At 37.9% G+C, this 25,342-nt stretch carries 19 protein-coding genes and 1 riboswitch; of the genes, 14 read left to right on the forward strand and 5 right to left on the reverse strand.

All coding sequences use genetic code 11. The annotated features are described in order from the left end of the window. Positions 1–152: 152 nt before the first annotated feature. The 9 genes from IGK86_RS04140 (at position 153) to manA (ending at position 11,909) form a co-directional block, all read left to right on the forward strand. Positions 153–2,033: a beta-glucoside-specific PTS transporter subunit IIABC gene (locus IGK86_RS04140; RefSeq protein WP_002359609.1), complete on the forward strand. Its 1,881-nt coding sequence runs from the start codon at positions 153–155 to the stop codon at positions 2,031–2,033. 24 nt (positions 2,034–2,057) lie between these two features. Further along, on the forward strand, positions 2,058–3,503 hold the full coding sequence (locus IGK86_RS04145) for a glycoside hydrolase family 1 protein (RefSeq protein WP_002382651.1): 1,446 nt from the start codon (positions 2,058–2,060) through the stop codon (positions 3,501–3,503). A gap of 181 nt (positions 3,504–3,684) precedes the next feature. After that, on the forward strand, positions 3,685–4,254 hold the full coding sequence (locus tag IGK86_RS04150; RefSeq protein ID WP_002367148.1) for a guanylate kinase: 570 nt from the start codon (positions 3,685–3,687) through the stop codon (positions 4,252–4,254). Positions 4,255–4,401: 147 nt separating this feature from the next. Continuing rightward, entirely contained in the window at positions 4,402–5,079 is a 678-nt protein-coding gene (locus IGK86_RS04155; protein WP_002367146.1) for a TetR/AcrR family transcriptional regulator, read from the forward strand. A 20-nt stretch (positions 5,080–5,099) separates the two neighbouring features. Next, positions 5,100–6,827, forward strand: coding sequence for an ABC transporter ATP-binding protein (locus tag IGK86_RS04160; protein ID WP_002374237.1), 1,728 nt, complete (start codon positions 5,100–5,102; stop codon positions 6,825–6,827). Beyond that, positions 6,824–8,692 (forward strand): ABC transporter ATP-binding protein, encoded by a 1,869-nt coding sequence (locus tag IGK86_RS04165; protein ID WP_002356577.1) that lies wholly within the window; start codon positions 6,824–6,826, stop codon positions 8,690–8,692. Before IGK86_RS04160 ends, IGK86_RS04165 begins: the two co-directional genes overlap by 4 nt. Positions 8,693–8,853: 161 nt before the next feature. Beyond that, positions 8,854–9,723, forward strand: coding sequence for a VOC family protein (locus IGK86_RS04170; RefSeq protein WP_438742076.1), 870 nt, complete (start codon positions 8,854–8,856; stop codon positions 9,721–9,723). 129 nt (positions 9,724–9,852) lie between these two features. Then, positions 9,853–10,896 (forward strand): serine hydrolase domain-containing protein, encoded by a 1,044-nt coding sequence (locus IGK86_RS04175; RefSeq protein WP_016616773.1) that lies wholly within the window; start codon positions 9,853–9,855, stop codon positions 10,894–10,896. 41 nt (positions 10,897–10,937) lie between these two features. Beyond that, entirely contained in the window at positions 10,938–11,909 is a 972-nt protein-coding gene (manA, locus tag IGK86_RS04180) for a mannose-6-phosphate isomerase, class I (protein WP_002356580.1), read from the forward strand. A gap of 55 nt (positions 11,910–11,964) precedes the next feature. Here the strand turns inward: manA and IGK86_RS04185 are convergent, their stop codons facing one another. The 5 genes from IGK86_RS04185 to IGK86_RS04205 all read right to left on the reverse strand — a co-directional run bounded on the left by IGK86_RS04185 (position 11,965) and on the right by IGK86_RS04205 (position 16,602). Next, a complete protein-coding gene (locus IGK86_RS04185) occupies positions 11,965–12,510 on the reverse strand; it encodes an ECF transporter S component (RefSeq protein ID WP_002356581.1) in 546 nt (181 codons plus the stop codon). Positions 12,511–12,512: 2 nt separating this feature from the next. Next, complete coding sequence (locus IGK86_RS04190) at positions 12,513–13,487, reverse strand: nucleoside hydrolase (RefSeq protein ID WP_002367139.1); 975 nt, start codon at positions 13,485–13,487, stop codon at positions 12,513–12,515. A 77-nt stretch (positions 13,488–13,564) separates the two neighbouring features. After that, positions 13,565–13,609, reverse strand: a riboswitch (PreQ1 riboswitch). A gap of 114 nt (positions 13,610–13,723) precedes the next feature. Continuing rightward, complete coding sequence (locus tag IGK86_RS04195) at positions 13,724–14,416, reverse strand: type 1 glutamine amidotransferase (protein WP_002356583.1); 693 nt, start codon at positions 14,414–14,416, stop codon at positions 13,724–13,726. After that, positions 14,406–15,758, reverse strand: a complete 1,353-nt coding sequence (locus tag IGK86_RS04200) for a Mur ligase family protein (protein WP_002362254.1) — start codon at positions 15,756–15,758, stop codon at positions 14,406–14,408. Before IGK86_RS04200 ends, IGK86_RS04195 begins: the two co-directional genes overlap by 11 nt. 205 nt (positions 15,759–15,963) lie before the next feature. Beyond that, positions 15,964–16,602 carry a helix-turn-helix transcriptional regulator gene (locus IGK86_RS04205; RefSeq protein WP_002381503.1) on the reverse strand — a complete coding sequence of 213 codons (639 nt, stop codon included), beginning with the start codon at positions 16,600–16,602 and terminating at the stop codon, positions 15,964–15,966. A gap of 403 nt (positions 16,603–17,005) precedes the next feature. Here IGK86_RS04205 and ssnA point away from each other — a divergent pair, with 403 nt between their 5' ends. The 5 genes from ssnA to IGK86_RS04230 are packed head-to-tail and all read left to right on the forward strand — an operon-like array spanning position 17,006 to position 25,312. After that, positions 17,006–18,340, forward strand: coding sequence for a putative aminohydrolase SsnA (ssnA, locus tag IGK86_RS04210; protein ID WP_016616772.1), 1,335 nt, complete (start codon positions 17,006–17,008; stop codon positions 18,338–18,340). Between the two features lie 30 nt (positions 18,341–18,370). Then, positions 18,371–21,376 carry a putative selenate reductase subunit YgfK gene (gene ygfK, locus IGK86_RS04215; RefSeq protein ID WP_438742079.1) on the forward strand — a complete coding sequence of 1,002 codons (3,006 nt, stop codon included), beginning with the start codon at positions 18,371–18,373 and terminating at the stop codon, positions 21,374–21,376. A 29-nt stretch (positions 21,377–21,405) separates the two neighbouring features. Beyond that, positions 21,406–22,779: a dihydropyrimidinase gene (gene hydA, locus IGK86_RS04220; RefSeq protein WP_016616770.1), complete on the forward strand. Its 1,374-nt coding sequence runs from the start codon at positions 21,406–21,408 to the stop codon at positions 22,777–22,779. Between the two features lie 23 nt (positions 22,780–22,802). Beyond that, a complete protein-coding gene (dpaL, locus tag IGK86_RS04225) occupies positions 22,803–23,996 on the forward strand; it encodes a diaminopropionate ammonia-lyase (protein ID WP_002356589.1) in 1,194 nt (397 codons plus the stop codon). Next, positions 23,987–25,312, forward strand: coding sequence for a YgeY family selenium metabolism-linked hydrolase (locus IGK86_RS04230; protein ID WP_002362247.1), 1,326 nt, complete (start codon positions 23,987–23,989; stop codon positions 25,310–25,312). Before dpaL ends, IGK86_RS04230 begins: the two co-directional genes overlap by 10 nt. Positions 25,313–25,342: the final 30 nt, after the last annotated feature.

Consider the following 25,342-nt stretch of genomic DNA (forward strand, 5'->3'; position numbering starts at 1 on the left):
TCGCGGATTGTTACTGATAATGCAGGCAAAACCTAGATTGAAAAAACCGATAACAATTTTCGCAGACTGCGCAGCTGTGAAGAGAAGGATCTGGCTCTTTTTCAATGTAGGTTTTTTTGATATTAAAAATTAATGGAAATGAGGATCTAGAGATGAGTAAAAATCAAGAAATTGCAGCACGTGTGTTAAAAGCTGTTGGGGGCGAAGGCAACGTTAATAGTGTTGTTCACTGTGCTACACGCTTACGTTTTAAATTAAAAGATGAGAATAAAGCAGATACAGCTGCATTGAATGCTGACCCAGATGTTATTCAGGTAGTTCAAAGTGCAGGACAATATCAAGTGGTTATTGGCAGTCACGTTAGTGATGTCTATAAGGATTTGATGGCCAACAGTGGACTAGGTAATGATTCTGATAATAGAGAAAAAGAAAGTGGCGGAAATATCTTTAACCGTTTAATTGATATTATTTCTTCTATTTTTACACCGTTTTTAGGTGCAATGGCCGGCGCTGGGGTTTTAAAAGGCTTCTTAACATTGGCTGTAACTATGGGCTGGTTAGCTGACACTTCAGGCGTATATCTTGTTCTCTTTTCGATTGCAGATGGTTTATTTACTTTCTTACCAATTATGTTAGCGTTTACGGCTGCTAAAAAATTCAATACTAATCCCTTTTTAGCGGTTGCTTTGGCGATGGCCTTAGTTCATCCCAGCATTACTGCTTTAGCAGGCAAAACAATTAGCTTTGCTGGTCTTCCAGTGATTATTGGGCCAAGTGGCTATACTTCTTCGGTTTTACCAATTATTTTGGCTGTTTTTGCACAAAGTTATGTGGAACGTTTCTTCAAAAAAGTAATTCCGAGTTTTCTACAAATTATCTGCGTTCCGTTAGCTGTTTTCCTTATTATGGCACCTGTTACCTTCTTAGCTATTGGTCCTATCGGGACGGTCATCGGCGATTGGTTGGGACAAGGATACAACGCAATTTACGCTTTTAGTCCAATTATCGCAGGGTTATTAATGGGTTCGTTGTGGCAAGTCTTGGTAATGTTTGGTATGCATTGGGGCTTTGTACCAATTATGATGTTAAACTTAACACAAGGTGGCGATACGATGGTACCAATGTTATTACCAGCCGTTATTGCACAAGGTGGGGCTGCTTTAGCTGTCTTTTTCCTAACAAAAAATGTGAAACTAAAAGGTTTGGCTTTGTCTTCAAGTATTACGACTATTTTTGGAATTACTGAACCAACTGTATATGGCGTGACTTTACCATTGAAAAAACCATTTATTGCAGCTTGTATTGGTGGCGGTATCGGTGGTGCATTTGTGGCTATGAATCACGTGAAAAACTTTACGTTTGGCTTGGTTAGTATGTTGAGCTTACCTGGCTTTATTCCTGCAGAGACAAAAGATACTGCACCGATGATTACTGGTGCAATTGGTGCCGGAATTGCCTTTATCATTGCGTTTGTCTTAACGTTTGTCTTACGTTTTGAAGATCAACCTAATCCAGAAACAGCAACTGAAAAAACAGAAACTGATAAGATGGTGGCACCTGTAAAAACGAATCAAGAAGACAAAATTATTTTAGCAAGTCCACTTCAAGGTGAAATTTTACCGCTAGAAAAAGTACAAGACCCTGTTTTTGCTTCAGGTGCTTTAGGAAAAGGTGTTGCAATTGAGCCGACTGAAGGCAAACTGTATGCACCCGCAGATGGTGAAATCACCACATTATTTCCGACAGGACATGCTGTTGGCTTGACGACAACAGAGGGCGTTGAATTATTAATGCATATTGGCATGGATACGGTCGAATTAGATGGTAAAGGCTTTGAATTATCAGTGAAACAAGGTGATTCTGTTAAAAAAGGAGATTTGCTGGTTACTTTTGATATTGCTGCCATTAAAGAAGCTGGTTATCCAGTAGTTACACCGATTGTGGTAACGAATACGAATGATTATTTAGATGTTTTGGATATGAACCAAACAGACGTGTTACATGGTGAAGACTTTTTAGCCATTATTAAATAAAAGACAATTGGAGGAGGAACAAGTATGACAACAACGACAAAATTTCCAAAAGGATTTTTATGGGGCGGTGCGACCGCAGCCAATCAATTAGAAGGGGCTTACTTAGCCGATGGTAAAGGGTTATCTGTGGCAGATGCGATGCCTGGAGGAAAACAACGTTTCGCTATTTTAGGAGATGAAGCGTTTGATTGGACGATTGACGAAACGAAATATCGCTACCCTAATCATACAGGAATTGATCACTATGATCGCTTTAAAGAGGACATTGCGTTGTTTGCTAAAATGGGCTTTAAATGTTATCGCTTTTCAATTGCGTGGTCGCGTATTTTTCCACAAGGAGATGAAACACAACCGAATGAAGCCGGCTTGAAATTTTATGATGCGGTTATCGATGAATGTTTAAGCTATAACATTGAACCAGTAATTACGATTTCTCATTATGAAATGCCACTGCATTTAGCGAAAGAATACGGCGGGTGGAAAAATCGTCAATTAGTTGACTTTTATGAACGTTTTGCGGAAACTGTTTTAACACGTTACCACCAAAAAGTTAACTATTGGATGACATTCAATGAAATTAATTCAGCTTTTCATTTTCCAGCACTTAGTCAAGGATTGGTAAAAAGCAATGGAGCCAATGATTATCAAAACATTTTCCAAGCCTGGCATAATCAATTTGTTGCAAGTAGTAAAGCTGTAAAAATTGGCCATGAATTAAATCCAGAATTAAAAATTGGATGTATGATTATTTATGCAACAACGTATGGCATTGATTCGAATCCAGTCAATCAAGTTGCTACAATGATTGAAAACCAAGAGTTTAATTATTATTGTACAGATGTTCAAGTTCGTGGTGAATATCCAGCATACGCAGAACGCATATATCAAAAATATGCTGTGAAAGACTTAGTCATTGAAGAAGGCGATTTAGAATTATTAAAAGAATACCCAGTGGATTACATTGGCTTTAGTTATTATATGTCGACTGCTGTCGATGTTACTGGTACTACCAACGATACAGCAAATGGGAATCTTTTAGGCGGCGTTAAAAATCCCTTCTTAGAAGCAAGTGAATGGGGTTGGCAAATTGATCCCGAAGGCTTACGAATTGCCCTAAATGAATTATATAATCGTTATCAAAAACCTTTATTTATTGTGGAAAACGGCTTAGGTGCAATTGATAAAGTAGACGAAAATTTCTATGTGGCAGACGACTATCGGATTGATTATTTACGTCGTCATATTGAAGCAATGGCAGAAGCAGTTGCAGATGGCGTCGATTTAATGGGCTATACGCCGTGGGGCTGTATTGATTTAGTCAGTGCTTCCACAGGTGAAATGAGTAAACGGTATGGGTTTATTTACGTTGATTTAGACGATGAAGGAAATGGTACTAAAAACCGTTATGAAAAAAAATCGTTTAATTGGTACAAACAAGTTATCGAAACTAATGGACAAAACTTAGACTAGTTATTGTAATTAAACAAAACAAGATAAGCGTAGCAGGTTGTTGCTTCTGTTCCCGCCGTCTATTAATTTTTAAGCTTGGGCCAAAAATCTAAAGTGATTTTTGGCCCAAGCTCTTTTTTGTCAATTTTTCAAAATAGTGCACAATACGTTATAATAGAAACAACTGAGAGGAGCGTTTCTAATGATTAAGCAATTACAACATCCATTTTTTGTTATTATGGGTCCTAGTGGTTCTGGCAAGACCGCAATTACAAGTAAGGTTTTTCCGAAAAACTATAAAGTTATCTCGCATACTACGAGGAAAAAACGGTTGGATGAAGTGGATGGTGTGGATTACTATTTTGAAACAAAAGCAAGTTTTCAAACCTTGATTGAAACCAATCAGTTAGTGGAGTATGATTTTTACCATGGAAACTATTACGGTGTCGGTGTAGCTGCCATCGTTGAAACAACGAAAGAGCATCCAGCCTATAATGCGTTAACTTTTCCAGGCTTTCAAGCGGTCTTTGAGCGTTTTGGCGAGTCCGTCATTCCAGTTTTTTTTGACGTTTCAAAAGAAAATATTTATCAACGTTTAAAGCAACGAGAATCTGATCCTAAAATTATTGAAGAACGTTTAAACCTTTATGATCAAGAAATTCTTATCAAAAACCAATTGGAACAATATCCTAATTATCAACGAATAGATGCCAATGGACCTATAAAAGAGGTCGCTGGCTTGTTACAAGAATGCATCAAACACTATTATTAATCAAGCAACTGGTGAGACAGAATCTAACATCAATTTTGTCTTGCTAGGTGCTTGATTTTTTTTGTAAAAAACTTGCATTCTGAATAGAGAGTGCTATAATGACATGGTGTCATATGACAATGTGTCATAAAAGGGAGGAACACAAATATGCCTACGAATACGTTTTTTCATTTGCCAGAAGAAAAGCAACAACGCTTATTAGATGCTGCGCAAATTGAATTTTCACGCCATTCTTTACAAGAAGCGTCAATTGCAAATATTGTTAAATTAGCGGAAATTCCTCGCGGTAGCTTTTATCAATATTTTGAGAACAAAGAAGATTTGTATTTTTATTACTTTGCGACATTAAGAAAAAATAGTGAACGAGATTTAGAGAAACAAATTATTGCAGAAAATGGTGATTTAATCGAAGCCATGGATGTCTATTTCTCCAAAATGATTGTCGAAGTGCTAACGGGAGAGAATGCTTCTTTCTATCGGAATTTATTTGTCAACATGGATTATCGTGCTTCACGTCGGGTGACGGATAATTTAGCGACTGGAGAAGAGGAAAAAAATAGGAAACAGCACTGTCATAAGCATAGAGGAAGAAAAGGCCATGCTGCCTATGCAGAACATCTTTATCAAATAATTGATCGTTCGAAATTAACCATTGAAACGCCAAAAGAATTCACATGGTTCATGCAGACGGCGATGCATGCCGTTTTCTCAACAATTGTTGATGGGTATCGTCAACAAAGAGAAAATACTGCCTATGATTCAACTGAAGCAGTCAAACAATTAAAAATGAAATTAAATTGGTTGAAAAATGGCGCTTATAAGTAGCAAAAAGGAGGAGAAGTTAGTTGATTAAACTAGTCAAACGGATGTCGTTATGGTCGGTCTTTGCAGCGGTTTTATTTATGATCGTGCAAATTATCGCAGATTTATATCTGCCCACATTAACATCTAATATCATTAATGACGGTGTCGCTAAAGGAGATATTAACTATATTTGGAGTACAGGAGTTGTCATGTTAGGCTTTTCTTTGATTAGCATTGTCGCTTCTATTGGAAATACCTTTTTTGCCACCAAAGAATCACAAAGTTTAGGTAAAAAATTACGGACTGATATTTATCGAAAAGTTGAAAATTTTTCTAATAATGAATTTGATAAATTTGGGACAGCTTCGCTAATTACACGAACAACCAATGATGTCAATCAGATTCAAATGGTTATGCAAATGTTTTTACGTTTAATGATTAACGCACCTTTAACGTTAATTGGTGCAAGCTTTATGGCGTATAATAAGGACCCGCAATTAACGAAAATTTTTCTATATGTTTTACCAATTATGGCTGTTTTAGTGGGAGGTATCATGTTTTTAGCGGTTCCGTTATTTAAAAGCATGCAAAAGAAAACAGACCGTTTAAATTTAGTTTTTCGTGAAGGACTGACAGGGGTTCGTGTGATTCGGGCCTTTGGCAAAGCAAACTATGAAGAACAACGTTTTGATGAAGCCAATAAGGATTATACACAAACGGCGATTAAAGTGAATACGATTGTCGCTTTGATGATTCCTTTAATGACACTCATTATGAGCGGTACCAATATTGCAATCACCTGGTTTGGCGGTCATTATATTGCGGAAATGCAACTAGAAGTAGGGAACTTAATTGCCTTTATGACTTATGCCATGCAAATTCTGATGAGTTTCATGATGTTATCTATGATTTTTGTCATGGTACCGCGGGCGCAAGCTTCTGCTGATCGGATTAATGAGGTGCTAAATACTGATTCAGAAATCAAAGATGTACCCAATCCAGAACTACTCTCTCTAAAAGGCGACAAAGCAACATTGGCATTTGAACATGTTAATTATCGTTACCAGCATGCTGAAAACTTAGCACTGGAAGATATAGATTTTTCAGCAAAATCTGGGGAGACGGTCGCAATTATTGGTGGGACAGGTTCTGGGAAAACAACGCTGGTTAATCTTTTACCACGTTTTTATGATGTTGAATCTGGCAAAATTTTGCTAAATGGTAAAAACATTAAAGAAACGTCACAGCATAATTTACGAGAAATGATTGGCTTTGTACCGCAAAAGGCTGTTTTATTTACAGGAACGATTCGTGAAAATATGCAATACGGCGCCCCAAATGCGACCGATGAAGAAATTTGGCAAGCCTTAGAAATCGCGCAGGCGAAGGCGTTTGTTTCAGAATTGGCAGAAGGTTTGGATAGTCATGTCGAACAAGGCGGCGGTAATTTTTCTGGCGGACAACGCCAGCGGTTGGCTATTGCTCGTGCTTTAGTAAAACCAGCAGATGTCTATGTTTTTGATGATTCCTTTTCTGCATTGGATTTCAAAACAGATGCTAATTTAAGAAAAGCCTTAAAAGAGCAGATGACGGATGCAATTGTCGTTTTAGTAGCCCAACGTGTAAGTACGGTTATGGAAGCATCGACAATTTTAGTATTAGACGAAGGGAAATTAGTTGGTAAAGGAACGCATGAAGAGTTATTAGCGAATAACCAAACGTATCAAGAAATTGTACATTCTCAATTGAGAGAGGAGGACCTTGCATGAGTAGTCGACCAAAAGGCGGACCAATGGGCGGGGGACCAGGACGTAACATTGGCGCAAAAGGGCCAAAACCAAAAAATTTCTGGAAAACAGTGAAACGTTTATTTCGGTACATGTCTAAACGAATGCTGTCAATTATTGCTGTCTTAGTATTAGCAATCGCAGCCGTCGTTTTCCAAATTCAAACACCAAAAGTATTAGGACAGGCAACAACTGAAATTTTTAAAGGCGTCATGAAAGGCGCTGCTGAAATGAAACAAGGCTTAAAAATAACTTCTTTTCCAATTGATTTTGACAAAATCGGTCAAATTTTATTAATTGTTATTGCCATGTACCTTATTTCTGCTGTCTTTAATTTCTTGCAGCAAGTAATTATGACACGTGTTTCACAGCGAACAGTTTATGAATTACGTCAAGAATTAGAAGCGAAAATGAACAAAGTTCCAATTTCCTATTATGATACTCATAGTAATGGGGACATTATGTCACGGGCAATTAACGACATGGATAATATTGCGAGTACTTTACAACAAAACTTAACCCAATTAATTACCAGTATCGTGACATTTGTGGGTGTACTTTGGATGATGCTGACCATTAGCTGGCAGTTAACACTAATTGCTTTAGCAACAGTGCCATTAAGTTTAATTGTTGTGATGGTTGTGGCACCTCGCTCGCAAAAACATTTTGCGGCTCAACAAAAAAGCTTAGGATTATTGAATAACCAAGTCGAAGAAACCTACGGTGGTCACGTAGTAGTAAAAAGTTTCAACCACGAAGAAAGTGATCAAGAAGTATTTGAAAAAGAAAATGAAAAATTATATCATGCTGGTCGCAAAGCACAATTTATTTCAGCGATCATTATGCCTTTAATGAACTTTATCAAAAATCTAGGCTACGTGTTTGTTGCAGTCCTTGGTGGCGTAAAAGTAGCGAATGGTATGATGGATTTAGGGGATGTCCAAGCATTTCTTCAATATACCAATCAATTTTCACAACCGATTACTCAAATCGCTAATTTAATGAATACAATCCAAGCTACGGTGGCTTCGGCAGAACGTGTCTTTGAAGTATTAGATGAAGAAGAAATGGTGGATGAACCTTCTGGCGTACCAGTGGAAACAGATAGTCCTTATCGTGTTTCTTTTGAACATGTTGCTTTTGGCTATTCACCAGAGAAATTATTAATGAAAGATTTCAATTTAAATGTTAAACCTGGGGAAATGGTCGCAATCGTGGGCCCAACAGGTGCTGGAAAAACAACCCTAATTAACTTATTGGAACGCTTCTATGATATTAGTAGCGGCAGCATCAAATATGATGGCGTAGATACGCGCGATTTATCTCGCGAAGAGTTGCGAGCACACTTCTCAATGGTTCTTCAAGATACTTGGTTGTTCACTGGAAGTATCTATGACAATATTCATTATGGTAATGACCAAGCGAGCGAAGAAGAAGTGATCCGTGCGGCGAAAGCAGCCCATGTGGATGATTTTGTCAGAAAATTACCAGAAGGCTACCAAACGATTTTAAATGAAGAAGCCAGCAATATTTCTCAAGGTCAACGACAATTAATTACAATTGCTCGAGCATTCTTAGCAAATCCAGACGTTTTAATTTTGGATGAAGCCACCTCAAGTGTGGACACTCGAACAGAAATACTGATTCAAGCAGCAATGAATCGTTTATTGGAAAATCGGACCAGCTTTGTAGTTGCTCATCGCTTGTCGACTATCCGTGATGCTGATACGATTATCGTTATGGCAGAAGGTTCAATTGTGGAAACAGGAACCCACGATGAATTAATGGCGAAAAACGGTTTTTATGCTGATTTATATAACAGTCAGTTTTCAGAAGAAGTAGCCTAAAAGGCGAAGCAAAAAATAGTAATTCATGATGAGGCTTCAGGAACCATAGTCGTAAAGACTGGTTCCTGAAGCCTTATTTTTTTGACAAAAAGTTGGCGAAATTGAAAAATTTCTATTTTCTTTTGAGAAAAACAGGATATTACTTGATGAAATAGCAAGAGATGTATAAAATGGGAGAGAAGAAAATGGAGGTAACAGAAAAAATGACTGAATTTCAATTAGAAAAAGCTGCGACATTAAAAACAATTGCCATTCGTGCGAAAAAAGTTGGCGAAATGGTCGACTTTTATAAAAAAGTAATGGGTTTTGTTTTAAAGTCAGAAGAAAATAACCTGTCTATCTGGGGTACACGTGAAGCAGGAACGCAATTATTAATTTTAGAAGAAACTAGAAAAGCCGAAGATTTTCATAATGAAGAAAAGCAAATGGCTTATTTTTCAATTAAAGTTCCTACGGAAAAAGAATTTTTACAAATTGCTCAACGAGTGCTTGAGCAAGACTACCCAATTGATGAAAGTTTCCAAATTGGCACACGACAAAGCATGTTCATTACTGATCTTGAAGGCAATCAATTTGAGATTTTTCACGATGAAGCAACAGCAAATTCGACTTCTGAAAAGCAACCAATTGTGCTTAAAGATCTTATCAGTGAGGACTTAGAGCCACATCAAGGGTTAGCCGCTGGCTCATATTTAGCGCATGTGCAATTAAAAACAAACAATCAAAAAGAAATAAAAGCATACTATGAGGAAGTTCTGGGTTTAAAACGCAATGAAAAAGATCAATTTGTTTTAGAAGATGGCAAAGCAACTATTGGATTCCAAAAACCTGAAACAAGTGAAGTGGATCAATTACCTGATTCACACTTAGGTTTAGATTTCTTTACCATTAAGCTCTCTGATCAAGAACATATTTTAGCAATGGAGCAACAATTAACGGCAAAAAATCAAGAGTTCTTTATTGACCAGAAAAAAGCGATTGTCACTGTGTTTGATCCAATTGGCTTGGAATGGTGGTTTGTCTTAAAATAAACGCTTAGACAGACAAAATAAGCTTGTTTTAGCAAGTCTGGAATAAAGTCGGAATAAAAGTTTAACGCTGCTTTTGTTCGGGACTTATTCTAGACTTTTCCTTTAATATTAAAAATAGTAGGTGAAAAAATGTACGAAAAAACAAAGTGGAAAATTCAAAATATGATGAAAAAAAGTGTTTTTTCGGGGGCTAGTTTTTGTTTCATTGAAGGTGAAAAAGAGGAGAGCAATTGTTGGGGACTCGCACAAGTAAAACCCACCAAAGAACAATTAACCTCGGCCATGCTGTTTGATGTGGCTTCTTTAACCAAAGTAGTCGGCACCACCACCGTTATTTTGCAATTAGTGGAAGAAGGAAAAATTATTCTAGATCAATCATTACAAACTTATTATCCCTCTTTTCAAGATTCTAATATTACAATCCGGCATTTGTTGACACATACGGCAGATTTACAAGGCTATATTCCTAATCGTGATCAGCTGAATGCCCAAGAATTAAAAGACGCCTACAATCATTCATTTCACGCAGGCAAAGCGATAGGTAAAAAAGTTGTTTATACAGATGCAGGGACTATTTTATTAGGCTTTATGTTAGAAGAAATGTTCCAGCAATCAATGATAGAAATTTTATCTGAGCGAGTATTGCTTCCTTTAGGGATGAACGAAAGTACGTTTCTACCAAAGAATCTTTTAAACTGTGTGCCAACAGAATTACATGAACAAAGAGGGTTGATTCGAGGTACAACCCATGATCCTAAGGCATTTGTTTTACGGGAACATGCAGGGAATGCTGGCTTGTTTAGCAATGTCTATGATTTAACAAAATTTGTTCGAATGTATTTAAATCGAGGCAGTTATCACAATCACCAATTCTTGAAAAAAGAGACAATTGATTTGTTACTAGTTAACCAAGTGCCAGCTGCAGATAAACCACGTTCTCTAGGCTGGGATTTTAAATATGATGTAGCTACGCAACGGCCATTATTATTCCATACAGGCTATACAGGCACTTTTTTGCTAATTGATGTGCGACAACAATCAGCGTTTATCTTTTTATCTAATCGAGTCCATCCAGAGGACCACCGGAATACTTATATCGAAGAAAGAGATCAGTTGTTGGCAACCTATTTAAAAGAGAAATCATCAGTTTCAGATGAAATGACTAGTTTTTAGTGATATAATGAGAGCGAATTCAATTTGGGAGGTCACAGTCAATGCAAGAACCATTATTTTTACAACCTGTTTTTCAAGAAAAAATTTGGGGCGGCAATCGTCTACACACGCTATTTGGTTTCGATTTACCGAGCGATAAAATTGGTGAAGATTGGGCCATCAGTGCACATCCACATGGCGTTAGTACTGTTTTAAATGGCGAATTTAAAGGAAAAAAATTAGATGAATTGTGGGCAGACCATCAAGAGTTATTCGGCCATGCAGGTGGCGCTGTCTTTCCATTATTAACGAAAATTTTAGATGCTGAAGATGATTTATCCGTGCAAGTTCATCCTGATGATGCATATGGTCAAAAACATGAAGGCGAGCTAGGCAAAACTGAATGTTGGTACATTATTGATGCAGAACCTGGCGCTGAAATCATTTATGGACATCACGCGAAAACAAAAGAAGAACTAGCTGAAATGATTGAAGAAGGTCGTTGGGACGATCTTTTAAGAAAAGTACCAGTGAAAAAAGGCGATTTTTATTATGTACCAAGCGGCACTATTCATGCCATCGGCTCGGGTATTTTAATTTTAGAAACGCAACAAAGCAGTGATACTACGTATCGGGTTTATGATTATGATCGAACAGATGATCAAGGAAAGACCCGGGAATTGCATATTCAACAATCCATTGATGTGACAACCGTTCCGGCAAAGGATCCTGATCTCTCTATTCAACAAGAAAATCAAGGACAATCAAGCATTGTTACTTATGTAAAAACAGATTTCTTTAATGTCTATGAGTGGCGTGTCAGTGGGATTCTAAAAGTCAAAAAACAAGCACCTTATACATTAGCAACAGTTATTGAAGGTGTGGGTCGATTGATTACAGAAGATGCTGCAAAAGCAGATGTGGCTACTTTTGATTTGAAAAAAGGCGATAGCTTTATCTTTCCAACAGATATTCCGAGCTGGCGTTTTGAAGGTGATTTAACGATTATAGCTTCAGAACCTGGCAGTCGCTAAAAAAATGAGGAGATCATCAACAGATGATTTCCTCATTTTTTGGCATTAAAACAGTTTATTTTGTTATAAAGGAACGTTTAGGTAAGGCAGCGATAACAGCTGTGACGATGATGACTGATAGCAGACGATCCCCGTAATCTGTTATCAATTGAACCAACAGGACGCTTGCTAGCTGATTTAAGCCTAAACCATATAAAAATTGGACAATTATGCTGGAGCCAGCAGAAGTAATTCCACCAAATAAACAAACTGTGATTAAGGAAGAAATCACTGTTCCTGGTATCGTTAACCATAACGTTTTAAATGGTAATTTGGTTACTTTTAACTGCTGATGAAGGAGCAAACCTGCTAAAATTCCTGTGCAGAGTTGGACAGGTGAATAATACAGAGAAAAGATATCCGTTGTCAATCCAGTTAATAGACTTGTTAAAATACCTGTCAGTGCACCAAAGAGTGGGCCTAATAACGCACCTGTAAAAATAGTTCCCACGCTATCAAGATAAATTGGTAAACGAAGGAGTAACGCAATGGTACTGCCGAGGTAATTTAAAGCAACACTAAAAGCGATAATTGTAATGATTCGTGGTGTTATTTTTTTCATGGTTATCCCATCCTTAAATTTTTGAAATCTCTTTCGATCTCATCTATTTGTACATTTAAAAGAATGGATAGAAACTTCACGAAAAACTGTTGACTATCAACCGTAGTCAAGACATGACAATTAGCTGGTTGCTGCTGGAAATGATACTGATCGATCATTGATTGCCCCATAGCAATGCCGTCAGGAACAATTTGTCCGTAACTGGAAAAGCCTTGGCAGAGCGTAGGATCAATAAAATAAGCAACCGCTAAGGGATCGTTGATAACACACCCTAAAATACGTTCATATTTCCAATGAAAATCAAAATAAAATTGAGTAATCTCAGCGAGGTAATTCCCCATTTTGGGGTTGAGTCGTTGACAATAGTTGAGAATTGTTGGTGTAAAAACAATTTCTCGTGTGACATCTAAGCCGACCATCTCGATTTTTGCACCTAATTCCTCAAAAACCCAAGCTGCTGCATCAGGATCACACCAATAATTAAATTCTGCAACAGGAGAGCAATTGCCGTGGCTTTTAAAGGTACCACCCATTGAGACAAAACGTTGAAGATTTCGTCCCAGAAGAGGTTCTTTTTTTAAAGCCAACGCAATGTTTGTTAAAGGACCAAGGGCAATGATTGAACAATCGGTGGCTTGTTGAAAGGTTTGTGCTAAATAGTCGGCAGCGGAAAGCGCTTGTGCTTGGATTTTGCTAGTTCTGGGGAAATAAGTTTCACCTAAACCATCCATGCCATGTGTATCTTGTGCACTAACAAATGGCCGTTTTAAAGGGCTAGCAGCCCCTTGGTAGACAGGAATATCTAAGCGATTAACTTTTTCTAAACATTTAAAAACATTTCCCACGCCAATCTCCACAGGGACATTTCCGCAAACAACTGTAATCGCTTGGACATCTAGCTCTGGTGAAGCAAGTGCATACAAGAGAGCAAGCGTGTCATCAATTCCGGGATCACAATCAATAATTACTTTTTGCATTTTTTCCAATCCTCCTTTTTCGTTAACTGCAAATGATAACTCTTGTTAAAAAAGCTATGACTTGAGTTAGTATTGAGAGATACTTAGTTTTTTATTCTGGGAAGTTTCCGAACCAGTCCGAGAAATTCTCGATTTTAAATGCACCTCTTTATCTTACTATATTTTGTAAAGATGTAAATAGTTGTCGGAGAAATGAAAAAGAATCTAGCCCTATATGTAGGAACTAGATTCTTCTTTTATTTATAAAGCGTTTCAGGAATAGCGATCGGTTCACCATATTTTTTCTCTAAAGCGGTCCGAATTAACCGAATCCCTAGATTTTTGTTGCGTGCTAAGATTGGACCGTGGAAGTAGGAGCCAAACACATTTTTATAGACAACGCCTTCGCCATTATCTTGACCGTTATTGCCTTTGCCTTGTTTGACTGTTCCTAAAGGTCGTTCACCTTCTCCTAAAAAAGTCATGCCATTATGATTTTCAAAACCATAATACGTTTCATCAAATTCTTCATTATAAATTTCGATATCACCAATGAAACGATTGTTGTCTTGGCTCAAAGTGTAATGATCTAATGCACCGATTCCTTTAATTTTTTCGCCTTGTGCGCCGACATAGTAATGTCCTAGAAGTTGATAACCACCACAGATAGCTAACAAGACGCCGTCATTTTCAATATAAGAAGTCAAAGCTTCTTTTTTATTCTGAATGTCTTCTGAGATGATCAATTGCTCGAAGTCTTGACCGCCACCAACAAAGACTAAATCATATTTTTCGGGATCAAACGGTTCGTAGATACTGATAATTTCTGATCGGAAGGTAACGCCCATTTTTTCGGTTAAATATTTAAGCATCAATAAATTTCCGTTATCTCCGTAAGTATTTAATAAGTTGCCATATAAATGACAAACGACTAATTCTTTAGACACCATTCATTCCCCCTTGAATATACCCTTGGGCTGTTAATGATTTTCTTAATTGCAAAACAGCAGTATAGGTTGCCAAAATATAGACATGATCTGTCGGCAACGTTTTAATTTCTGAAATTACTTGCTCCAAATCAGGAATTTCTAGTAATTTTTCTTCAGGAATACCCGCAACTTTTAAACGCAAGGCCATATCTTCATGGCGATCACCGCCAGCAATTACTTTTGGAATGTCCATATCAGCAAAGGCTTCATGATTACCATCCCAAATCCAACTGACATCAATTCCATCTGCATAATTGGCATTTAATAATGAAACCAGCGAGAAAGAGTAAGGGGCTAAGCCCATCATATCAATGACCTGATTTAAACCAACGGGATTTTTTACTAAAACTAATGTACATTCTTTATCGCCAACTTTAATAGTTTCTTGACGCCCAAAAACTTTTTCATCATAAGCTAAGCCTGCTCGGATTTTATCTGGTGCCACCTGATAATATTCTGCTACCGCTGTGGCCGCTAGCGCATTATAAACATTATACATCCCACCAACAGCAATGCCGTATTCTTCGCCATCAATCACAAAATCAGCAGATGTATTATCCATTCGGACCATTTCCGTTAACTGCACATCCAACTCAGGGCGTTTGAAGCCACAATTTGGGCAATAGTAATCACCTAAATTAGCATACGTAATCATTTTATAATGAAGAATATGATTACATTTTGGACATAAAACCCCATCTGTATTGTAATGAGCCAATTGCTCTTTCGGTGGTAAATGATTAAATCCATAGTATTTGCGAGGATTTACAGTTTCTTTTGAATTAAAAATTGGCGAATCACCATTGCACAAAATAGTTGCTTCAGGAGCAGCAGCGGCGCCTTCCATAATTAAGCGATACGTCGTATAAATTTCACCATAGCGATCCATTTGGTCGCGGAAAATATTCGTAAAAACAAATAATTTTGGTTGAATATATTTAGTGACACGGCTTAAACTTGCTTCATCAATTTCTAAAACCGCAAATTTCTTTTGTCCTTTTTTCGCCTTGGCATTTAAAAAAGTAGAGACAATTCCTTGCTCCATGTTAGCACCCGTTGGATTTGTTAATACCTCATCAAATTCTTGGCGTAAAATGTTAACAGTTAAAGCAGTTGTCAATGTTTTGCCGTTCGTTCCAGTGACTACGACAATTTCATAGTCTTTTGCCAATGTATCTAAAATTTTAGGATCGATTTTTAGGGCTAATTTCCCTGGGTAGCTACTGCCGCCTTTAAAAAATGTTTGTAAAACCCATTGCGAAGTTTTTCCTGCAGCAATTGCTAAATGACTTCGAATCCCCATTTGTTGTCCCCCAATTTCTATATCTTTAATTTTTCGTTATTTTAAATTAAACTCAATCTATCATACCATAACTAAAATAAAAAATTAATTCCTTTTACTTTTTCTTACTATTATTTAAAAAGTCTTTTAGAAAAAGTAGAATAGTGAAGGAAAAAAGAGAATAGACGACTTGTCTTAACAACAAATCGTCCATCGATTTCCATTTTTATTTCGCATCAATATAACTGTATAGCGTATATTTAGAAATATTGAAGAAGTTAGAAACTTTGTCCCCAGATTTAGTGACTAAGAAGGCGCCTTTATTATTTAAAAATTGAATACACTTGATTTTATCGTCCTTCGTCATTAATGGGACCGGCTTGCCAACTAATTTAACTGATTCGTGAATTAAATCGTCTAACAACTCATTAACATCCTGAGGAATGTAATCAGGGTCTTTATCTTCTTCAGGTTCTGCAGTGGAAATCAAAGATTTTAAGTTCGACTCTGCAGCAATCAATGTAGTGATGTCGTAGTTAATAGCAAAAATACCATCGAGTTGACCATTCTCATCTTTAAAATACATTGTACTAGATTTTAAAATACGACCATCATGGGTGCGGGTCAGATAGTTAATATGATCATTCAACTCACTAGGGTCTTTTTTTAAGGCTTCTAAGACTACTTGAGAAGGTCCATCGCCCAGATGACGAGAAGAGACATGACCATTTTCAATGGAAACAATAGAATTGTTAATATTGTCTTCATTGATTTGGTGGATAACGACTTCGCAGTTTTCCCCAAATTGACCAGCTAAACCTTTAGCAATTTGTGTTAAAAAAGTAAGTTTTTCGTCGGATAACATAAATAAGCTCCTTTCTAATGTGCCTGGCACAAACAGTTTTTATAAGATTGTGTCAAATTTAACATAATATTTTTAAATGGAATAGGCAGGGCTAAATCCTTTAATGTCGCGTACTACCTGTTCTGAAAAATAATGATAGCATGATAAAAATAATAATACAAGATAACGGCTGTCAAAATTCTAAAAAATATTTTTTAGGTAGCATTGTTTTTTTTAAGGTAAGGTGATATACTTTAATCAAGTTAATGAGTTCGTTAGTAAAAAAATGCAAGCGCTTCAAATGATTTTCGTAAGGAATGTAGATTAGCAAAGCTAATCAAGCTATATTCGTGAATGATTGAGCGATTGATTTGTAAGCGTTTGCCGCTTGTGGGGAATAGGTTGAAAAATAGGAGGAGAATACATGTTATTAATTGGAAATGGGCGTTTAATCACTCGGGATGCGCAGAATCATTTTTTTGAAAATGGGTGTGTGGCGATTGATGGTCAAGTTGTGAAACAAGTCGGAACGACAGAAGAATTAAAACAAGCTTATCCAGAAGCGACATTTATTGATGCTAAAGGTGGAGTGATTATGCCAGGCTTTATTAACATGCACAATCATATTTATAGTACCTTTGCACGTGGGTTAAGTTTAACGAATTATCATCCTAAAAATTTCATGGATATTTTGGTAGATCAATGGTGGCGAATTGATCGTGCCTTGACATTAGAAGACACTTATCAAAGTGGTAAGGTTGCTTATTTAGATAGTATTCGCAACGGTGTTACAACTGTCTTTGATCATCATGCTAGTTACGGAGAAATTACAGGGAGTTTAACCCAATTATCTAATGCAGCGGACGAGTTAGGGATTCGGACCTGCCTTTGTTATGAAGTTTCTGATCGCGATGGTGAGCAGAAAATGCGGGAAGCAGTTCAAGAAAATGCCGCCTTTATTAAAGCCAGTTCCTTAAGAAATGATGATATGCAAAAAGCGATGATGGGTATGCATGCAGCCTTTACTTTATCAGATGCTTCTTTAGAATTATGTGCAGCCAATACGCCAGATGGGATTGGTTATCATATTCATATTGCAGAGGATTTAGCCGATGTTCATGATTCTTTGAAAAAATATGGGAAGCCGATTGTGAACCGATTATTTGATTTAGGAATTTTAGGAAAACAGACAATGGCAGGCCATTGCATCCATATTGGACCTCATGAGATGGAATTACTAAGAGATACAGACACAATGGTGGTCACGAATCCAGAGTCGAATATGGGGAATGCGGTCGGTTGCCCACCTGCAATGCGCATGTTTAATGAGTATGGTATTTTGATGGGTCTTGGCACAGATGGTTATACGAATGATGTGACGGAATCTTATAAGGTAGGAAATGTTATCCACAAACATCATTTAGCTGATCCAAATGCGGCTTGGGCAGAAATTCCCGCAATGCTATTTGATAATAATCCGCAAATGGCTAATCGCTATTTTAAAACAAAGCTAGGCGTTTTAGAACCTAATGCAGCAGCAGACGTCATTATTGTTGATTATCATGGCCCGACACCAATGACAAAAGAGAATTATAACATGCACATTTTATTCGGCATGAATGGTGGGATGGTCACTGACACGGTGATTAATGGAGAAATTCGGATGCGTAATCGTGAAGTTCAAGGAATTGATGAAGAGAAAGTTTGGCATGATGCGCAAACGCAAGCACAATCTTTCTGGAAACGAGTAAATCAATAGCTTTCATTATAAATAAAAGGAGTGACGTTAATGAGTGATATTATGCATCCCATCTCAATTGAGGCTTTATTAAATTGGATTTTTAGTGAGTATCAACAAGATGGCACAATTTTTGGCATTCGTAAATTTTATCATGCGGATCCTACAAAAACGATTTCGTTATTTGGAGAAAAAATGGAAACCCCTTGTGGTCCAGCAGCAGGTCCTCATACACAATTAGCACAAAATATTATTGCGGCCTATTTAACAGGTTCTCGTTTTTTTGAAGTTAAGACAGTCCAGATACTGGATGGAGAAGATTTACCAGTGAGTAAACCATGTATCGCAGCAGCGGATGAATGTTACAACGTTGAGTGGTCCACAGAATTGCGCGTTCCCCAAGCTTATGATGAATACGTCAAAGCATGGTTTGTTTTGAAGTTACTGAGTAAAGAGTTTGAGCTAGGTGACCCGAATGGTTTCATTTTTAACATGAGTGTTGGCTATGATTTGGCAGGGATTCAATCACCAAAAATTGATCGTTATATTAACGAAATGCAGAACGCAGAAGGAACGCCGATTTGGGCGGAATGCCAAGCAGCTGCCAAAAAATATCTATCTTATTTAAAAAAAGTAGATGACTTATATATCGAAGCAATTAGTCCTAAAGTCTGTCATTCTATTACGCTGTCGACTTTACACGGCTGTCCATCAGATGAAATTGAACGAATTGCGGCCTATTTATTAAGTGAAAAAGGGCTCCATTCCTTTATTAAATGTAATCCAACCATGTTAGGTTATGAATATGCGCGTCAAACGATGGATGAGCTAGGGTTTGATTATATGGTTTTTGACGATCACCATTTTAAAGAAGATTTACAATTTGAAGAAGCAGTACCGATGTTACAACGTCTGCAATTATTAGCCAATAGTAAAAATCTAAGCTTCGGAGTTAAAATTACGAACACTTTCCCAGTAACGATTGCAGCAAATGAATTACCTGGTGATGAAATGTACATGTCAGGACGTTCGCTATTTCCTCTTAGTATTTCATTGGCACAAAAATTATCAGAAGCATTTGATGGGAAACTACAAATTTCTTATTCTGGCGGTGCAGATATTTTCAATAGTAAAGAAATATTTGATGCTGGGATTTGGCCAATCACTATGGCAACGACGCTGTTGAAACCTGGTGGCTATCAACGAATGAATCAAGTTGCTAATGTATTAAGCGCAGCAGAATATCCTCAGATGGTTCATGTCAACTTGGATAAATTAGCCCAAGTTGTTGAGAAAGCTAAAACACAAGCGCGTTACCAAAAATCAATTAAATTACCAGAAAGTACCAAACTAAGAAAAACAGTCCCATTAACAGATTGTTATATTGCTCCTTGTCGAAGTGACGGTGGTTGTCCAATCAATCAGGATATTCCTGCTTACCTTCGTTATGTAAGTGAAGGCAATTATTTAAAGGCCTTGCAAGTAATTGTCGATAAAAATCCGTTGCCTTTTATTACTGGAACCATTTGTGCACATCCTTGTATGACCAAATGCACACGTCAATTTTATGAAGAATCTATTCATATTCGGGAAGTGAAGTTAGAAGCAGCTGAACATGCTTATGATGAATTATTGACGACACTAGAAAAGCCACAGCCAAAAGAAAATGCACCTAAAACAGCTGTTGTGGGTGGAGGTCCTGCAGGGATCTCTGCTGGGTATTTATTAGCACGTGAAGGCATGCCTGTTACTGTGTTTGAAAAATCCGAGACAATTGGGGGCGTTTGTAGCCAGATTGTACCAGAATTTCGAATTTCTATGGAATCTGTTCAAAAAGACGTTCAGTTAGCGGAATTTATGGGAGTTGAATTCCGTACAGGACAAGAGGCGCCATCATTGGCAGAATTGAAAAACCAAGGCTATACGAATGTTATTTATGCCATTGGTGCATGGAAACATGGGGTCCTTCGTTTAGAATCTGGGCGAGCATTGAACTCGTTAGAATTTTTAAAAGCAAACCGAGAAAATCCAACGATTAATCCTTACGGGGAACAGATTGTCGTCGTTGGTGGCGGAAATACAGCCATGGACTGTGCTCGTGCAGCCACAACATTGCCTGGTGTTAAAAAAGTCTCAGTGGTTTATCGTCGGAATAAACGCAATATGCCAGCAGATGAAGAAGAACTTTATTTAGCCTTAGAAGATGGTGTCGACTTTTTAGAATTACTTTCGCCAATTAAACATGAAAATCAACAATTAACTTGTGAAAAAATGGTCCTAGGTGAACGAGATGCTTCTGGACGCCGTCGTCCGATTGGTACAGGAGAAATGATTGATATTCCTGCTGATACAGTGATTGCCGCTGTTGGTGAAAAAGTAGATACAGAATTTTACCAAGCATTAGGCATTCACACAGACAACTATGGGAAAGTCGTTTCAAATCAAGAAACATTGGAAACAAATATACCAGGCGTCTATGTCATTGGTGACGCTAATTTAGGACCAGCCACAATTGTTGAAGCAATTGCTGATGCAACCAAAGCGGCCAATAATATTTGTCTTGTCCACAATCATCACTATGAAAAAGATAATTTAAATAGTGATGTCGCATTTGTTAGAAACAAACGGGGTATCCTTGTGACAGACGAGATGTCTTGTAGTCAAGCTAGTCGTTGCTTAGAATGCTCCACAATTTGTGAATCTTGTATGGATGTCTGTCCAAACCGAGCAAATATTGTTGTGTATGTCGAAGGAAAACCACAAATTGTCCATGTTGATCGGATGTGTAACGAATGTGGTAACTGTGAAACATTTTGCCCTTATGCAAGTGCCCCTTACAAAGACAAATTTACCTTATTTAACAGTGAAGCTGATTTTTATGACAGTACTAATTCAGGTTTCTATGTTCAAAATCCTGTGGATAAAATTTGTTTACTGCGTCTATGGGGAACGGTGTCAACAATTCAATTAACAGATCAAGGATTAGATGTACCAGAAGATTTAATTGCATTAATGGTAACTATGATTGAAGAATATGCTTATTGTATGCAAGCATAAAAGGAAATTTACGACTGGGGGATAAATAAATGTCTATTCTGCTCAAAGGTGGAACCGTCGTATCTGCATATAATCGTCGTCAATTGGATATTCGAATTGACGGCGAGCAAATTGTAGAGATGGGGGCAAATTTACCAGTAGAAAATTCTCAGATTGAGGATGTTACGGGGTGTTATGTATTACCAGGCTTTATTGATGCGCACACGCATCTGGAATTAAATAATGGCAAAGGTTCGTTAAGTACGGCGGATAACTTTACTACTGGCAGCCAAGCGGCGGTGGCCAAAGGTACGACTACGGTTATTGATATGGCTACACCTAATAAAGGTGGCTCATTGAAAGACTGTTTAGCTACTTGGAATCAATTGGCTGAAGGCAAGAGTTCATGTGATTATACTTACCATATGTCCATGATCGAATGGAACCCAACGATAGCTGCTGAAATTCAGGAAATGATTGCTGCAGGTATTACTTCCTTCAAAATGTATATGGCTTATGATAACTTGCGGACCACAGATGCGGAAATTTTTGAAGCGATGAAAGAAATAAAAAAAGTTAATGGAATGTTAGGCGTTCATTGTGAAAATGGTGATTTAGTAGATGAATTAATCCAATCATATGTTTCTCAAGGAAAGCTAACCCCGCACTATCATCCGTTATCAAGACCGGCGGCTGTTGAAGCAGAAGCGGTAGCAAGATATTTGATGATAGCGGAAATGGCTGATTTGCCGGTTAACATTGTGCATTTAAGCACAAAACGATCATTAGAAGCGGTGGAACGGGCTCGTCAAAGAGGACAATCAGTCTATGTAGAAACTTGCCCTCAATATCTTTTACTAGATGATCACTTGTATGATGCGCCTAATTTTGAAGCAGCAAAATATGTCTGCTCACCGCCACTACGCAAACGAGAGGATCAACAGGCTTTGTGGCAAGGGATTAAAGAGGGGGCAATCAATACAATATCGACAGATCACTGCAGTTTTAATTTTCACGGACAAAAAACAGTTGGCGAAGATGATTTTAGTAAAATTCCCAATGGGATGCCAGGTGTTGAAACGAGACCAGAATTAATTTACACGGAAGGTGTGGCGAAGGGCCGAATCACCTTGGAAAAAATGGTTGCTCTGCTTTCTGAAAATATTGCTAAACAATTCTCGATGTATCCACAAAAAGGTGTGGTGCAAGAAGGCAGTGATGCCGATTTAGTTGTTTGGGATCCTAGAACAACCGGCGTGATTGCTGCGAGAACGCAGTTACAAAATGTCGATTATACGCCGTATGAAGGATTTGAAACACAAGGACAGGCTCGAATGGTTTATTTAAGAGGTCAAAAAGTTGCTGAAGCTGGGCAAGTCATCTTGGCAAATCAAGGAAAATTTGTTTTTCGTAAAGCAACTTAAAAATAGAAGGAGGAGAAGTATTTTTGGAAAAAATTAAATGGACAGCAAATGAAATGCCGAAGACGGAGGATAAGTACTTACCACTGATGTCTAAAGAAAAAATTGAGAAAGCTTTGGCTTTTCACAAAAGTTTTCCACAGTATTCAGAAACACCATTAGCAGAATTGAATCATATGGCCGCGTATCTGGGGTTAAATGATTTCTTTGTTAAAGATGAATCTTATCGCTTTGGTTTAAATGCTTTTAAAGTCTTAGGTGGTTCGTTTGCCATGGCTAACTATATTGCCGAAAAATTAAAGAAAGATGTTTCGGAACTAACATATGATGAATTAACTTCTGATCAATTACGATCAGCTTTTGGACAAGCTACGTTTTTTACAGCAACTGATGGCAACCATGGACGAGGAGTCGCTTGGGCTGCGAATAAATTAGGTCAAAAATCAGTTGTACTCATGCCAAAGGGTTCAACACAGACGAGAAAAGAAAATATTGAAAAAGAAGGCGCAACCGTCACAATCGAAGAAGTTAATTACGATGAATGTGTGCGAATGGCTAATAAAATGGCCGAAGAAACTGAAAACGGTGTCATGGTTCAAGACACCGCTTGGGACGGATATGAAAAAATTCCAACTTGGATTATGCAAGGATATGGAACGATGGCGTTAGAAGCCTCTCAACAATTAAGAAAATTTGGCTCTGAACGACCTAGTCATGTTTTTGTTCAAGCTGGTGTCGGCAGTTTAGCTGGGGCGGTGATTGGTTATTTTGCTAATGCTTTTCCAGAAAACCCACCGATTATGGTCGTAGTTGAGGCACAGGCGGCTGACTGTTTATATCAATCAGCAATTAAAAAAGACGGAGAAATTCGCTTTGTCGATGGTGATTTACAGACAATTATGGCTGGCCTAGCATGTGGAGAACCTAATACGATTTCTTTTGATATTCTAAAAAATCATACATCCTTCTTTGTTTCAGCACCAGATTGGGTTTCTGAAAAAGGAATGCGTATGTTGGGCGCGCCATTAAAAGGGGATCCGCAAGTTGTATCAGGCGAATCTGGGGCAGTAGCAATGGGCTTAGTAGCTACAGTGATGCAAGATCCCGACTATCAAGAATTACGTGAGGCATTGCAACTGGATGAGACGTCAAACGTTTTAATGTTTTCTACCGAAGGGGACACTGATCCAGACAATTATAAAAAAATTTTATGGAGGTAAAAGGAATGGATTTTAATGCAGTAAATGCAGCAGCAGAAGGTTACAGAGAAGATATGGTCAAATTTTTAAGAGACCTTGTCAAAATTCCAGGAGAAAGTGCAGAAGAAGGCAACAAAATTGCGCGAGCAAAAGCCGAAATGGAAAAATTAGGTTTCGATAAAATTGACATTGATCCTCAAGGAAATTTACTTGGTTATATGGGGTCTGGTGAAAAATTAATTGCTTTTGATGGGCACATGGATACTGTCGGAATTGGTGAAATGAGTAACTGGAAATTTGATCCTTACGATGGTTATGAAACAGAAACTGAGATCGGTGGTCGCGGTACATCTGACCAAGAAGGCGGGATTGTTTCAGCTATTTATGGCGCTAAAATTATGAAAGATTTAGGTCTATTATCAGAAAAATACACTGCTTTGGTAACAGTTACTGTCCAAGAAGAAGACTGTGACGGTTTATGCTGGCAGTACATTATCAAAGAAGACGGTATCCGTCCAGAATTTGTTGTTTCAACAGAGCCAACAGATGGTGGGATTTATCGTGGTCAACGAGGCCGAATGGAAATTAAAGTTGATGTCAAAGGCGTTTCGTGTCATGGCTCAGCACCAGAACGTGGAGATAATGCCATTTACAAAATGGCGGATATCTTACAAGATGTTCGTGCCTTAAACAACAATGGAGATACAGAAAGCACAGCGATTCGTGGTTTAGTTCGTATGTTAGATCCTAAGTACAATCCAGAGTGGCAAGAAGCCCGTTTCTTAGGACGTGGTACGGTGACTGTTTCGCAAATTTTCCATTCTTCACCAAGTCGGTGTGCTGTTGCGGATGGCTGTACCGTTTCACTAGACCGTCGAATGACAGCTGGAGAAACTTGGGAAAGTTGTTTAGAAGAAATTCGTAATTTACCAGCTGTTAAAAAATATGGAGATGATGTGACGGTTTCAATGTACAACTATGATCGTCCTTCTTATACTGATTTAACTTATGAAATTGAATGTTATTTCCCAACGTGGGTAATTCCAGAAAATCATGATGTAACAAAAGCCTTGATGGAAACGCATAAAAATCTCTATGGAGAAACACGGAAAGGCTCTGTAGAAACAGTGGAAATGCGTGAAGAACGCCCATTGTTAGATAAGTGGACCTTCTCAACAAATGGCGTTTCAATTATGGGACGTAATGGCATTCCTTGTATTGGTTTCGGGCCAGGGGCGGAAGCACAAGCACATGCACCAAATGAAAAAACTTGGAAAGATGATTTGGTTCGTTGTGCAGCCGTTTATGCGGCATTACCAACGGTCTATTGTGGTTAAGTAAAGGATTATTAGACAAGAAAAAAGGAG

The sequence above is a fragment of the Enterococcus sp. DIV1206 genome (assembly GCF_051712485.1).
GTDB classification, from domain to species: domain Bacteria; phylum Bacillota; class Bacilli; order Lactobacillales; family Enterococcaceae; genus Enterococcus; species Enterococcus faecalis.